Origin of the sequence: Streptococcus henryi DSM 19005, from assembly GCF_000376985.1 — a bacterium.
GTDB classification, from domain to species: domain Bacteria; phylum Bacillota; class Bacilli; order Lactobacillales; family Streptococcaceae; genus Streptococcus; species Streptococcus henryi.
Genome location: NZ_AQYA01000025.1, coordinates 1 through 14584 on the forward strand (window position 1 = coordinate 1; position 14584 = coordinate 14584).

Genomic DNA, 14584 nt, shown 5'->3' on the forward strand with positions numbered 1-14584 from the left:
ATAGCCGGATGGAAGGCTGGTCGGCCAGTATGAGACTTTTCTTCCAGTAAAACATGATTAGGGATACTGTCCACGAAAAGACTGATGAGTCTAACTTCATGGTTCATGGGAATATCGTAAGCAAGATTTAGTTCCAAACTTAACTGATTTGTGTTATACTCTTTATACATAGTCATGGCTTTCTAATTGTTTTGTCGTTATTATAATTATAAACCATGACATAGGAAAACGAGCATCTCCAACTGCGGAAATGCCCGTTTTTTTTGTGTTCTGAAGCTAGTTTTTGTCCAGCCTCATTCAAATGCCCTAGGCTCTCGGGAAATAAGGAAAATCTCTGATTTTCCTCATTTGTGTCGGATACTCCAATAGAGGGTTGGAAATAAGGGCTTGCAATCGCAAGCCCTTATTTTTGACTATAGAAGTCCTAGAGACTATTTTTTACCGACTGAATCTGAAACTCAAGGAGTTTCAGTCTTTAATCAGGAAAAGCGAAGCTTTTCCCACCAAGACCGAGGTTGGAAATAAGGAAAATCAAAGATTTCCTACAGTAATTCTGTCTACTGAAGTGGCGGACAAGGAAGATGGTTTCTTTTCTTCGTTTATACCATTATCTTGATTGTTTAAAGGAAATAAGGAGAAGGATGAATAGCAGTGCTACTAGGAAACCAACAACTCCAATGAGAATATAATGATGTTGATCAATAAGTGCATCAACTTTATCTAAAAATGTTTCTTTTCTAGTCTCCTCAATTGTTGCTTCCTCCTTAGAACTGCTACTTGCAACTGTTTCAAGTTGTTCTTGTTTTTCTGCATTTCTGAGTTCCTTGGCATCAGCAAAGCCCTTTTCCAAAAGAGCATTAACAAAAGGATGACGGTAGTATTCTCCATTTTGGTCAGACCAATCGCCAACTCCCATGACAACAGTAATGAGTCGCGTATCATCACGTTTAGCAGTTACAATACTGTTGAAACCGGCGCTAGGACTTGACCCAGTTTTTAAACCATCAACCCCTTCAAGTGCATAAACACCACCTGGAAGGGAATGATTGTAAGAGTGGAAGGTTTCCTCATAAGGAGTTCCCACCATTACACTAACATCAGTTTGATTAGCAAAATTCACAATTTCTGGATATTTCTGCATGAAGTTATAAATCAAAATACCAAGATCTCTAGCTGTCGTAATATTAGTAGCGGTTAATTCATAACGATCCGGCATATAATAACCCTGAAATGCAGAAGCTACGGCACCACTTGCGTTGCTAAAATAAGTATTAGTCATGCCTAACTGCTTTGCTGTTTCGTTAATCTTATCAACGAAAGCAGAGGCATCATTGTTTGATAAGTAGTTGGCAATCATGACAGTTGTAGCATTTGAAGAAGGTACAATAGTCATGGTAATCAGTTCACGGATGGGATAAGCTACACCGGCAACGATTTTATTATTAGAGATCTCATAAATATTACTGATGGCCTCATCTGTCTCTGTAGCAGTGATGGTAGTGTCCAAAGTGATTGCTCCTTTAGCCATCTCTTCAAAGAGTAGGTAGAGGGTAAACATCTTTGACATACTAGCTGGATCTCGGGGAGTATCAATATTATCACCCCATAGAATGGTACCAGTAGTGCCATCAACAACAATAGAAGCCTTGGGGCGATTAATATCGTCCACTTCATATCCCGCTTCGCGCGTGATTTGCATAATATCTTTTTGCTCTGCTGCTATGTTTTCTTCTGCTTTAACATAACTTGTCAGACAGATAGTCAAAAAGCAAAGTAATCCTAAAAAAAACTTTTTCACAGTTTTCACTCCTAAATCTATAAAATAAAAAATAGAAATAATTGTATGATTATATCATAACAAAAAAATCAGTATCTGTCTGTACTGATTTTAAAATTGATTAAATGGTGATTTTAGTTTATTAACAAGGCTTTTAAATAGATTTGAAACCTTACTTTGCCAAGTTTCCTTAATAGATTTTTTAGCATAAAGGGACACTTGTGGTGAATCGAACAGATACCCATCGCCAATTAGATATTGATCATCATAAAGTAAGTTGGCGATTTCTTCTTGTTCACTTACAGGTGCAGTCAGTTTACCTGGGCTGATGGTGTATTGGTCATCAACTTTACTATCTTTTAGACTAACTACCTTCAATTCTTGAGAAGCATAAGGAGTAACCGATTTTTCAACTCCTCCAGTAACTGGCAAGTTTTGGTTGATTTTTTGATCTGCACTTACCAAAGTTTTCATTTCAAAAGTCTGGTAAAGATAGTCTAGTAATTTATTGGTTTCTTTAAATCGTGCATTTTCTTCGACTTCAGCATTATCAGCATTAAGAAGAACTGCTATAACGCGCATGCCATTTTCTTGAGAAGTCACTACAAAGGTCTCGCCAGCCAGCTCTGTGGTCCCTGTTTTTAATCCATCAACTCCCTCATGATAAACTTCAGAAGATTTGGCTAACATTTTATTAGAAGATGTTAGTGTTTCGTTTCCGAGTTGAGTGCTCGTTAAACTACTGATAGAGAGAATTTCGGGGTAATCATTAATTAGATGCCAAGCTACCAATGCCACGCTCTTTGCACTCAGCATATTTTCATCATCTTGACCTGACCCAGGGTAAATATTTCCATCGAGAACACTGTTGTTGAGTCCGGTAGAATTTACAATCTGATAATCAGTGATGCCAAATGATTCCAACTTTTGACGCATACGATCAACAAAGGCTGGTTCACTTCCAGCGACTTTTTCTGCTAGGGCAATAGCTGCGCTGTTTGCACTATAGACCATACTAGCATTGACTAATTCTTGGACACTATAAGTCTTTTGAGACATGTCAGGATTACTGATTGCGTAGTTTTGAGTGAGGCCATAGGCATAGTCGGATAAGGTAACCTGACTATCCCAATCAAGCTTTCCATTGTGGATGTCTTCCAGAACAAGATAAATGGTTAATATTTTACTAATTGAAGCAATATAGGTTTTTTCGTCAGCATTTTTTTCGTATAATATTTTACCTGTGCTTGCTTCGATGGCAAAAACATGCTGAGCTGCAATATCAGGTTCTTGAGCATTAACTACTGGACTCAGTAAGAGACCAATGAGTAAACTGAAGTAAATAATCCATTTTTTCATACAAACAATTGTAACAAGTTGAGGAGCCTTGGTCAAAGATAAGTTGCTATTTTTTGTAAACAATGACTTTAACGAATTGAAACTTCCGTTACAAAAGAAGAGATTAGACGGTGAGTCTAACCTCTTAATCATATTTAAAGATTTTCATTAACATAGTTAACAAAGTGATTCCACCAGATTTTAAGGAAGAAGTCAGCTTGAATATCTGACTTAGTCACCATTTGAACGCTTGGTTCTTGAGCGAGGTAACCATTGCCAACTTTATCCGGATCCTTGAAATTTGCCACTCCGACAGGCTGACCGGCTGTGACTGGCGCTGTCAATTTTTTGACAGTATCCACAGTTTCGATTGTCTCTTTTAGATCTGTACTGACTTTGCTGACCACTTTTAAATCATCAGCAGCTACACTTGAGACTTTGTCGCTTTTGCCATCAGTAACCGGAATTGAGCTATCCTTATATGATTGACCCTTTTTAAGAAGTGTCTTTTGCTTAAAGTTTGTTTGAACGTAGTCTAAGAGAGAGTTAGTAACCTCAAAAACAGCGTATGGATTTGAAGAGCTTTCTTTGGCACGAAGAGTGACGCTAATCACTGGAATTTTGTTCTCAGTACTTGTAGTGACAAAAGAATCTCCGCTGACCTTAGAAGTTCCTAATAAAAGACCATCTACACCAGGGCGATAGTAGAACATATTTTCCAGCATATAGTTAGAGTTGTAGAGAGTATAGCCTTCGAAAGATAGAGACTGCGTGCTTGCAAGGCGAAGGACATCAGGAAAATCATTGACAAGGTGATAGGCGATAAGAGCTAAATCATAAGCGCTGAGCTTATTCTTATCATTTTCATCGGAATCAGGGTAGCGATTCTCTCCAAGATAAGTGTTCGGTAGCCCACTAGCATTGACAATAGTTGCATCGGAAATACCCCAATCAGAAAGCTGTTTTCGCATCATATCGACAAATTTACTTTCACTTCCTCCGATATGTTCGGCTAGGGCAATAGCAGAGCTGTTAGCATTTTGCACTAAAGTCACTTCAACAAGTTCTTTTACAGTATAACGTCTCGCATCCAAAGGGACGTTATTGATACTATAATCTGTTGTTAAGGCATAAGCATAATCAGAGATATCTACCGGGGTTTCCCATGTCAATTTTCCAGAATCAATTTGTTTATAAACCATATAAATCGTTAACAATTTTGTCAAAGATGACACTGGAACAGCTTTTTGAGCATTTTTTTCATAGAGGATTTTCCCAGAATTAGACTCTACAACAATAGCGTGCTGAGCAGCAGGTTCAAATGTCTCAGCCAATGCATTTCCACCCATTAAAGCTAAAAAAATAACCAGAAAACTAAGAATTTTTTTCATTAACATAATATCCCAACATTGTTTTTTCTATTATAACATAAAGCTATCTTAAAAATGAAATAGGTCGGATAACATCAGACTTTTAAGTAATAATACAAGTGATCATTTCATTCAAATGCAAATTTAGACTGTTAGTGATGAAGGAAAAGTCTAAATACAGAAATAAAAAGTCTAAAAAATATAAAAATTTAAAATTTTTTTAAAAATAAAATATGTAAAAATCGTCAGAAAAATCCGATAGTTTCAAGCTTCAAAGCATCTTTCGGAAACTTACATCTGGTTTTCAGTTTATTTTCTTGTTTCAGGTACTTTTTTTAAGAAAATTTTATGGTATAATAACAACTACATAGTCGCTCAAACTAAATTGTGCGAAAAATGAAAAAATTAGTTTTTTAGAGGTAATTTTTATGAAAAATAAAAGCAAATTGCTTTTAGCTGCAGGTGTTACTTTGGTATCTGCATCTGTCCTTGCTGCGTGCGGCAATGGTGGAAACTCAAGCAGCTCTAGCGCTTCAACTACTTATAACTATGTTTATCAATCAGAACCAGTTACTCTTGACTACGTTAAGATGAACCAAGCTGGTACAAGTGATATCACAGCTAATCTTATCGATGGACTTTTGGAAAATGACCAATATGGGAACTTGATTCCATCACTTGCTGAAGATTGGAAAGTTTCAGAAGATGGTTTGACATACACTTACACTCTTCGTGAAGATGCTAAATGGTATACAGCTGATGGTGAAGAATATGCTGATGTCACTGCAGAAGACTTTGTAACAGGTCTTAAGCATGCTGCTGACTCTGAGTCAGAAGCTCTCTATGTTATCCAAGACTCTATCAAAGGTCTTCAAGATTACCTTGATGGCAAAACAACTGATTTCTCAACCGTAGGTGTTAAAGCGGTTGATGAACGTACAGTTCAATATACATTAAATGCTCCAGAAAGCTACTGGAATTCTAAATTGACATACAGTATCATGTTCCCAATCAATGCAGAATTCTTGGAATCAAAAGGTGAAGATTTTGGTAAACAAACAGACCCAGAATCACTTCTTTACAACGGACCATACCTTTTGAAATCTATCACAGCTAAGTCATCAATGGAATTCGAAAAGAATGCTAACTATTGGGATGCTGATAATGTCTTCATCGACAATGTTAAGTTGACATACTACGATGGTTCAGACCAAGACTCACTTTTCAACAACTTTGATGAAGGTGCCTACACAGCAGCAACATTGTTCCCAACTTCACCAAGCTATAAGACAGCTGAGAAGAAATATGGTGACAACATTGTTTACGGTCAACAAGATGGTGCAACTTACATGATTTTCTTCAACTTGAACCGTACATTGCACAACTTGTCAGACAAGACTGATGAACAATTGTCAGATTCTAACAAAGCTATGAACAACAAAGACTTCCGTCAGGCTGTATCTTTCGCCTTTGATCGTGCGTCATGGAATGCCCAAGTAAATGGTGAAGAAGCTAAAGAAAAAGCTTTACGTAATACTTTGGTTCCACCTGCATTTGTTCAAATTGAGGGTAAAGAGTTCGGTGAGTCTGTAACAGCTGAGTTGGCTTCATATGGTGATGAATGGAAAGATATTGATCTTTCAGATGGTCAAGATGGACTTTACAACCCAGAAAAAGCTCAAACTGAATTTGCTAAAGCTAAAGAAGCTCTTGAAGCTGAAGGTGTAAGTTTCCCTATCCAGTTGGACTTCCCAGTTTCACAAACTGATAACGCTGCAGTTCAACGTGCACAATCAATGAAACAGTCAGTTGAAGCTAGCCTTGGTAAAGAAAACGTTGTTATCAACCTTAAACAAGTTACTGAAGACGAGTGGTTGGCAGCAACTTACCAAGCTGAAACTCCTGAGCAAAACGATTATGATTTGGCCTTGTCAGGTTGGTCTCCAGACTATGCAGATCCATCATCATACCTTGATATCTTTGGAACAACTAAGGGTGCTGCAACTACTCCTCGTATCGGTATCTCTTATGATAATGAAGCCCTAATCAAATCAGTTGGTTTGGATAAATACCAAGATTTGCTTAATGCAGCAAATGCTCTCAAAGATGCTGACGAAGTTGATGCTCGTTACGAAGCTTATGCTAAAGCTCAAGCGTGGTTGACAGACAGTGCTGTTGCAATTCCAACAATCTCTAAAGGTGCTCGTCCAACCGTTACTAAGGTTGTTCCATTCACTCGTGGTTACTCATATGTTGGTGTTAAAGGTGAGTCTACAACTTACAAATACATGAAACTTCAAGATGAGCCTGTAACAGTTGAGCAATATGACAAAGCTCTTGCTGAGTGGGAAGAAGCCAAAGAAAAATCTAACGCTGAAGCTGCAGAAGCACTTGCAGATCACATCGAAAAATAATACATTGTTCATCAAGAACTTTCTCCTTTAATTGGGAAAGTTCTTTTGAACTGTTAAGGAAGAATATGAAAAAATACATTTTTAGCAGGATATTGAGATCTTTGGTCTCAATATTTTTAGTGACAACATTAACTTATGCTATTGTTTTCACTTTAGTACCAAGAAAATTAATTTTTAAACAAGATCCAAACTATACTAAGATTGCCGTAACTCCTGATAAAAAGGCAGATTATGAAAATACAGTCTATGAAAGAATGGGTTATATTGAGTATCTTAACACCAAAGAATTAGTACAAGCTTCTGAAAAAATTGATGATACTGTGACTGACGAAGGAAAATCATCTGATAAAAAAATTTATCAAGAATATTTGAAGTCAGCTGGTGGAAAATGGGAACTTGAACAATTTGAAAGTGGTAAATACTACGCTACACGTAATATTCCAATCTATGAACGTCTCTGGAAATTCTACTCAAACCTTATTGTTATTGACCATCCATGGAAAATCAAGGATTCTGAAAATCCGGATTTAGAACGATATGTGAAATTTGAGAATGATCCAGCTGTAGGGCCAGCTTTGGTAGGTTCGGGAACAAAACATAAATATTTGATTTACTTCAATGGTAAATTCCCATTCATTCATCAAAATATAATAACCTTTAATTTAGGAACATCTTACCCAACCTTTGCTAATATCCCTGTCCTTCAGGTTATCACTCAAGGACAAGGTAAAACTCTTGCCCAAGAGACAACTTTCCCAACGGGTGTCACAAAATCATCATCCATCAACATCTACTCACGTACTTATAAAACACCAAGTAAAGCAGATTCACGTGATATTGCTAACTTTGGTGAGGGTGATGCTTATACAGCAACTCAAAGTAACTATGCCGAACCATCGATGATTGCCAACTCATTGAAAGCTGGTGTAATTGGTGTGCTCTTGGCTTATATCTTTGGTTTGCCAATTGGTCTATTGATGGCTCGTTATAAAGATGGTCTATTTGATCGCTTCTCAACAGCGACTGTAACTTTCATGTTAGCAATGCCAAGTATTGCGACAATCTATGTTATTCGCTTTGTTGGATCGAAACTCTTTGCTTTACCAGATACTTTCCCACTTTTGGGAGCTGGAGACGCCCGTTCATATGTTCTTCCGGCATTTATCTTGGGAGTTTTGAATACACCAGGTATTGTGGTCTGGTTCCGTCGTTACTTGGTTGACTTGCAAGGTAGTGACTTTGTTCGTTTTGCTCGTGCCAAAGGTTTATCAGAAACTGAAATTTCACGACGTCACTTATTCAAACATGCCATGGTACCGATCGTAAATGGTATCCCAGGTGCGATTGTTGGAACAATTGCTGGTGCGACATTGACAGAAAAAATCTTCGCCTTCCCAGGTATGGGTAAAATGTTAATTGATGCTATCGCTGCAGCAAACAATGCTATGGTCATTGGTTTAGTCTTCATCTTTGCAATTCTTGCAATTTTTGCCCTTCTTGTAGGTGATATCTTGATGACTGTCCTTGATCCACGTATTAAACTTGCTAATAAAGGAGGTAAATAATGGCTACTATAGACAAAAGCAAATTCGAATTTGTCGAATTAGACACATATGCGTCTGAGGCCATTGATGCGCCTTCATATTCATATTGGAAATCTGTATTTAGACAATTCTTTTCAAAAAAATCAACTATCTTTATGTTGATTCTATTGGTTGCTATTCTTTTGATGAGTTTCATCTATCCAATGTTTTCTAACTTTGATTTTAATGATGTTAGTGACATTAATGATTTTTCAAAACGTTATATTTGGCCAAATTCACAATATTGGTTTGGTACAGATAAAAATGGTCAATCCCTATTTGATGGTGTTTGGTATGGTGCTCGTAACTCTATCTTGATTTCTGTTATTGCGACAATCATTAATATGGTTATTGGTATTGTTATTGGTGCACTCTGGGGAGTTTCAAAAGCTGTTGATAAAGTTATGATAGAGGTTTACAACGTTATCTCAAACCTTCCATTCATCTTGATCGTTATGATTTTGACTTACTCACTTGGTGCAGGTTTCTGGAATCTTATCTTTGCTTTCTGTATTACAGGTTGGATTGGTATTGCCTATTCTATTCGTGTTCAAGTTATGCGTTACCGTGATTTGGAATATAACCTTGCCAGCCGTACTCTAGGTACTTCAACTGTAAAGATTGCTGTAAAAAACCTCTTGCCACAATTGATTTCCGTTATTGTGACTATGGTATCGCAGATGCTACCGCAATATATTTCATATGAAGCTTTCTTGTCTGCCTTTGGTATTGGTTTGCCAGTAACTGAGCCAAGTCTTGGTCGTTTGATTTCAAATTACTCTGCTAACTTGACGACTAATGCTTACTTGTTCTGGATTCCGCTTACGACTTTGATTTTGGTTTCATTACCATTGTATATCGTCGGGCAAAATCTTGCGGACGCTAGTGACCCACGTACACATAGATAGGAGTAATAATGACTAACACTAAAAATGTAATCCTTAGTGCTCAAGATGTGGTCGTGGAATTTGACGTTCGTGATCGTGTCTTGACTGCTATTCGTAATATTTCAGTTGATCTCTACGAAGGAGAAGTCCTTGCTGTCGTAGGAGAATCTGGGAGTGGAAAATCTGTTTTGACCAAAACCTTTACAGGAATGTTGGAGTCTAATGGTCGTATTGCCAATGGCTCTATCAAGTATCGTGGTCAAGAATTAACAGAATTAAAAAGTCATAGCGACTGGGAAAAAATTCGCGGTGGAAAAATTGCGACGATTTTCCAGGATCCTATGACCAGTCTTGATCCCATTCAAACAATTGGTTTTCAAATCACTGAAGTTATTATAAAACACCAAGGTAAAACAAAAGCTGAAGCTAAAAAATTAGCTATCGACTACATGGAAAAAGTTGGTATCCCTGAAGCTGAAAAACGTTTTAATGAGTACCCATTCCAGTATTCTGGTGGTATGCGCCAACGTATCGTAATCGCTATTGCCTTGGCATGTAAGCCTGATGTTTTAATCTGTGATGAACCAACAACAGCTCTTGATGTAACTATTCAAGCTCAAATCATTGATTTGCTTAAAAATTTGCAAAAAGAATACAACTTTACAACTATCTTCATTACTCATGATCTTGGTGTAGTAGCAAGTATTGCAGATAAAGTTGCAGTTATGTATGCTGGTGATATTGTGGAGTATGGTACTGTTGAAGAAATTTTTTATGATCCAAAACATCCATACACATGGAGTTTGCTTTCAAGCCTGCCACAATTAGCTGATGAAAAGGGTGTGCTCTTCTCAATTCCAGGAACACCTCCATCATTATATACACCTATTAAAGGCGATGCTTTTGCACCACGTTCACGTTATGCTATGAAGATTGACTTTGAGGAAGACGTTCCAAAATTTGCAGTATCTGAAACGCATTGGGCAAAAACTTGGTTGCTCCATCCAGATGCACCAAAAGTTGAAAAACCAGAGGTTATTCAGGATTTGCATCAAAAAATTTCTCAAAAAATGAGTAATTAGGAGGAAGGAAATGACTGAAAAGTTAGTCGAAATTAAAGATTTAGAAATTTCCTTCGGTGAAGGAAAGAAGAAATTTGTAGCTGTTAAAAATGCTAATTTCTTCATTAACAAAGGGGAGACATTCTCTCTTGTAGGTGAGTCAGGTTCAGGAAAAACAACTATTGGACGTGCTATCATTGGATTAAATGAAACAAGTGGTGGAGACATTCTTTACAACGGGAAACGTATTAATGGTAAGAAAACCAAAGCTGAGCACAACGAACTTATCTCAAAAATCCAAATGATTTTTCAAGATCCAGCAGCTAGCTTAAATGAGCGTGCAACTGTTGACTATATCATTTCTGAAGGTCTTTATAATTTTAATCTTTTCAAAGATGAAGAAGATCGTAAGAAGAAAGTTACAGACATGATGACAGAAGTTGGACTTCTTGCAGAACATTTGACACGTTACCCACATGAGTTTTCAGGTGGACAACGACAACGTATTGGTATCGCGCGTGCACTCGTTATGGATCCAGAATTTGTCATCGCTGATGAGCCAATTTCAGCTTTGGATGTTTCAGTTCGTGCACAAGTTCTTAATCTTTTGAAAAAAATTCAAAAAGAAAAAGGCTTGACTTACCTCTTTGTTGCCCATGACCTATCAGTTGTACGTTTTATCTCAGATCGTATCGCTGTTATTCATAAGGGAGTTATTGTTGAAGTTGCTGAAACAGAGGAGCTCTTCCGCAATCCAATTCACCCTTATACACGCTCCCTTCTTTCTGCTGTACCAATTCCAGATCCAATCTTGGAACGACAGAAAGAACTAATCGTTTACGATCCAAGTCAGCATGACTATTCTACAGACGAACCTGAAATGGTTGAAATTACTCCAGGTCACTTTGTTTGGGGAAATAAAGCTGAAATGGCTGAATACCGTAAAAAATTGAACTAACAAAGCGAAACAACTTAGTGAATACTAGGTTGTTTTTTTACGATCTAATAATGATTAAACAGAATAATATACAGTAAAACACTAATATTTGACAATAAATAAAATAATTTTGAAAAAATATTCAAAAAGTGTTGACATACGACAATAAAGTGAGTATAATTATACACATAAGTTGATAAAAATAAGTTAAGAAAAGAGAAATCCTATGTCAAAAGAAAAAGTTATCCTTGCTTACTCTGGTGGTCTTGATACCTCAGTTGCTATTACATGGCTTAAAAAAGATTATGATGTTATCGCTGTTTGTATGGATGTCGGCGAAGGTAAAGACCTTGATTTTATCCATGACAAAGCACTTACAGTCGGAGCAATCGAATCTTACGTGCTTGACGTAAAAGATGAGTTTGCTGAAGAGTATGTTCTACCAGCGCTTCAAGCTCATGCTTACTATGAACAAAAATACCCATTGGTGTCAGCACTTAGCCGTCCAATCATTTCTAAAAAATTGGTTGAAATTGCCCATAAAACTGGTGCAACAACAATTGCTCACGGATGTACTGGTAAAGGTAATGACCAAGTTCGTTTCGAAGTTGCTATTGCAGCACTTGATCCAAGTTTGAAAGTAGTAGCTCCGGTTCGTGAATGGAAATGGTCACGTGAAGAAGAAATTGAGTACGCTAAAGCAAACGGTGTTCCAGTTCCAGCTAACCTTGACAACCCATATTCAGTAGACCAAAACCTTTGGGGACGTGCTAATGAATGTGGTGTCCTTGAAAATCCATGGAACGAAGCTCCAGAAGAAGCATTTGGAATCACAACTTCACCTGAACAAGCTCCTGACACACCTGAATATGTTGAAATTGAATTTAAAGCAGGTAAACCAGTTGCTATCAATGGTGAAGAAATGAAACTTGCTGATCTTATTCAAAAATTGAATGTTATTGCAGGTGCTCACGGTGTTGGACGTATCGACCACGTTGAAAACCGTTTGGTAGGTATTAAATCACGTGAAATCTACGAATGTCCAGGTGCTATTACACTCTTGACAGCTCACAAAGAAATCGAAGATTTGACTTTGGTACGTGAAGTATCACATTTCAAACCAATCCTTGAAAATGAATTGTCAAACCTTATCTACAATGCTTTGTGGTTCAGCCCAGCAACAGAAGCTATCATTGCCTACATCAAAGAAACACAAAAAGTTGTTAATGGTACTGCCAAAGTGAAACTTTACAAAGGTCATGCTCAAGTTGTTGCACGTAAATCACCAAACTCATTGTATGATGAAAACTTGGCTACTTACACATCAGCTGACAGTTTTGATCAAGATGCAGCAGTAGGTTTCATCAAACTTTGGGGACTTCCAACTCAGGTTAACTCACAAGTGAACAACAAATAAATCAGAATATAATCCTAATTAAATAAGGAAAGGCAGTTTCTAAGGTGATGATTTTGAGATAAATCTAGGAATTGAGCTGAAGATAATACTGAGGTATATCGAGGCGAAAATGACGACGAGTTATGAAAAAATCAGCCCTTAGATATCAGATAAAAGGGGTCAGAGAGCCCCATCTGAGACTCTTTTCTTATAACTTACAACTCTCGTTAAGGTGTTCAGAGAGGCATCTCGAGCTTAAATAATGATATCCAGTGAGAATCATTTAAGAAATTGCCCTGTGAGGTGAAAAATAGCTAGAGAAATCTAGCTTTTTTGATTAGATGAATATTCCGAAAAAATTTAAAATAAGTTATAATAAGAAAAACAAAATAAGATAAGAAAAGAGAGCTATTATGGCTAATAATGAAAATCATAAATTGTGGGGTGGACGTTTTGAAGCCAGTCTTGAGAAATGGGTAGAAGAATTTGGTGCTTCTATTACTTTCGACCAAAAAATGGCTGAGTTTGACCTCAAGGGATCAATTGCCCATGTAACCATGCTGGGCCAAACAGGAATTATTCCTAAGGAGGACGCTCAAGCGATCAAGGCTGGATTAGAAGAGTTGCTGGAAGAGTATAAGGCTGGTCAATTGGAATTTGATGTTATCAATGAGGACATCCATATGAACATGGAATCACTTTTAACAGCTAAAATTGGTCCAGTTGCAGGTAAATTGCACACAGCGCGTTCACGTAATGACCAAGTGGCGACAGATATGCACCTTTACCTTAAGGCAAAATTAGCCGAAGTTATCGAAAAGCTAGCTAACTTGCGTTCTGTTTTGGTTAAATTGGCTGAGGAGCATACCTATACCATCATGCCAGGTTACACCCACTTGCAGCATGCGCAGCCAATTTCCTTCGGTCACCATCTCATGGCTTATTACAACATGTTCACTCGTGACAGCGAACGTTTTGAATTCAACGTTAAGCATGCGGATATTTCACCCTTAGGTGCAGCTGCCTTGGCAGGAACAACCTTCCCTATTGACCGAGAGTTGACAACGGAGCTTATGGGCTTTGCCAAACCTTACAGCAACTCTCTTGATGCTGTGTCTGACCGTGATTTTATCTTGGAATTCTTATCAAACAGTTCAATCCTTATGATGCACATGAGCCGTATCTGTGAGGAAATCATTAACTGGTGTTCTAATGAGTTCAAATTTGTTACTTTGTCAGACACCTTCTCAACAGGATCTTCTATCATGCCACAGAAGAAGAATCCAGATATGGCGGAGCTTATCCGTGGTAAGTCAGGACGTGTTTACGGTAATTTAATCGGTCTTTTGACGGTTATGAAGTCTCTTCCTTTGGCTTACAACAAGGACCTTCAAGAGGATAAGGAAGGTATGTTTGATACTGCTGAGACTATCACTGTTGCCATTGATATTTTGGCAGGCATGCTTGAGACAATGACTGTTAATGATGCTCATATGGCTGAGTCAACAGAAAAAGACTTTTCAAATGCGACTGAGTTAGCGGATTATTTAGCAGCCAAAGGCCTTCCTTTCCGTGAAGCCCATGAAATTGTTGGGAAATTGGTCTTGGAATGTACTAAAGCTGGTTACTATCTTCAAGATGTACCATTTGAACGCTACCAGGAAATTTCAAACTTGATTGAAGAAGATATCTATGTGACTCTTCAATCTAAGACAGCAGTAGAGCGTCGTAATTCTCTTGGTGGAACAGGCTTCGATCAGGTCAAATGGCAGGTTGCACAGGCTAAACAAGATTTGACATAAAAATTGACATATAATTGTA

At 37.6% G+C, this 14584-nt stretch carries 10 protein-coding genes and 1 pseudogene; 7 read left to right on the forward strand and 4 right to left on the reverse strand.

Features of this window, described 5'->3' with window-relative positions; translation table 11 throughout:
* The 4 genes and pseudogenes from F601_RS13050 to pbp3 (F601_RS0102465) form a co-directional block, all read right to left on the reverse strand.
* Positions 1–170 (reverse strand): annotated as a pseudogene (locus F601_RS13050) (IS5/IS1182 family transposase); the annotation flags it as partial.
* Positions 171–607: 437 nt separating this feature from the next.
* Positions 608–1798 carry a D-alanyl-D-alanine carboxypeptidase family protein gene (locus F601_RS0102455; RefSeq protein WP_018164084.1) on the reverse strand — a complete coding sequence of 397 codons (1191 nt, stop codon included), beginning with the start codon at positions 1796–1798 and terminating at the stop codon, positions 608–610.
* Positions 1799–1888: 90 nt separating this feature from the next.
* The gene (gene pbp3, locus F601_RS0102460) at positions 1889–3136 is read right to left on the reverse strand and encodes a D-alanyl-D-alanine carboxypeptidase PBP3 (RefSeq protein ID WP_026183072.1); all 1248 of its coding nucleotides are present in this window, start codon (positions 3134–3136) and stop codon (positions 1889–1891) included.
* Positions 3137–3270: 134 nt separating this feature from the next.
* On the reverse strand, positions 3271–4506 hold the full coding sequence (gene pbp3 / locus F601_RS0102465; RefSeq protein WP_026183073.1) for a D-alanyl-D-alanine carboxypeptidase PBP3: 1236 nt from the start codon (positions 4504–4506) through the stop codon (positions 3271–3273).
* 407 nt (positions 4507–4913) lie between these two features.
* Between pbp3 (F601_RS0102465) and F601_RS0102470 the strand changes: the two genes are divergently transcribed.
* From F601_RS0102470 to argH, 7 genes are all read left to right on the forward strand, one after another.
* Positions 4914–6899, forward strand: a complete 1986-nt coding sequence (locus F601_RS0102470) for a peptide ABC transporter substrate-binding protein (protein ID WP_018164087.1) — start codon at positions 4914–4916, stop codon at positions 6897–6899.
* Positions 6900–6964: 65 nt separating this feature from the next.
* Positions 6965–8464, forward strand: a complete 1500-nt coding sequence (locus F601_RS0102475; protein WP_018164088.1) for an ABC transporter permease — start codon at positions 6965–6967, stop codon at positions 8462–8464.
* Positions 8464–9390 (forward strand): oligopeptide ABC transporter permease OppC, encoded by a 927-nt coding sequence (gene oppC / locus F601_RS0102480; RefSeq protein WP_018164089.1) that lies wholly within the window; start codon positions 8464–8466, stop codon positions 9388–9390. Before F601_RS0102475 ends, oppC begins: the two co-directional genes overlap by 1 nt.
* A gap of 8 nt (positions 9391–9398) precedes the next feature.
* Complete coding sequence (locus F601_RS0102485) at positions 9399–10451, forward strand: ABC transporter ATP-binding protein (protein ID WP_018164090.1); 1053 nt, start codon at positions 9399–9401, stop codon at positions 10449–10451.
* 10 nt (positions 10452–10461) lie between these two features.
* The gene (locus F601_RS0102490) at positions 10462–11388 is read left to right on the forward strand and encodes an ATP-binding cassette domain-containing protein (protein ID WP_018164091.1); all 927 of its coding nucleotides are present in this window, start codon (positions 10462–10464) and stop codon (positions 11386–11388) included.
* Between the two features lie 205 nt (positions 11389–11593).
* Entirely contained in the window at positions 11594–12784 is a 1191-nt protein-coding gene (locus tag F601_RS0102495) for an argininosuccinate synthase (RefSeq protein WP_018164092.1), read from the forward strand.
* Between the two features lie 392 nt (positions 12785–13176).
* Complete coding sequence (gene argH / locus F601_RS0102500; RefSeq protein WP_018164093.1) at positions 13177–14565, forward strand: argininosuccinate lyase; 1389 nt, start codon at positions 13177–13179, stop codon at positions 14563–14565.
* The last annotated feature ends 19 nt before the right edge of the window (positions 14566–14584 follow it).

Coding starts and splice junctions, on each gene's coding strand:
- pbp3 (WP_026183072.1), bottom strand. CDS start 3,136: ATGAAAAAATGGATTATTTACTTCAGTTTACTCATTGGTCTCTTACTG.
- pbp3 (WP_026183073.1), bottom strand. CDS start 4,506: ATGAAAAAAATTCTTAGTTTTCTGGTTATTTTTTTAGCTTTAATGGGT.
- F601_RS0102470 (WP_018164087.1), top strand. CDS start 4,914: ATGAAAAATAAAAGCAAATTGCTTTTAGCTGCAGGTGTTACTTTGGTA.
- F601_RS0102475 (WP_018164088.1), top strand. CDS start 6,965: ATGAAAAAATACATTTTTAGCAGGATATTGAGATCTTTGGTCTCAATA.
- oppC (WP_018164089.1), top strand. CDS start 8,464: ATGGCTACTATAGACAAAAGCAAATTCGAATTTGTCGAATTAGACACA.
- F601_RS0102485 (WP_018164090.1), top strand. CDS start 9,399: ATGACTAACACTAAAAATGTAATCCTTAGTGCTCAAGATGTGGTCGTG.
- F601_RS0102490 (WP_018164091.1), top strand. CDS start 10,462: ATGACTGAAAAGTTAGTCGAAATTAAAGATTTAGAAATTTCCTTCGGT.
- F601_RS0102495 (WP_018164092.1), top strand. CDS start 11,594: ATGTCAAAAGAAAAAGTTATCCTTGCTTACTCTGGTGGTCTTGATACC.
- argH (WP_018164093.1), top strand. CDS start 13,177: ATGGCTAATAATGAAAATCATAAATTGTGGGGTGGACGTTTTGAAGCC.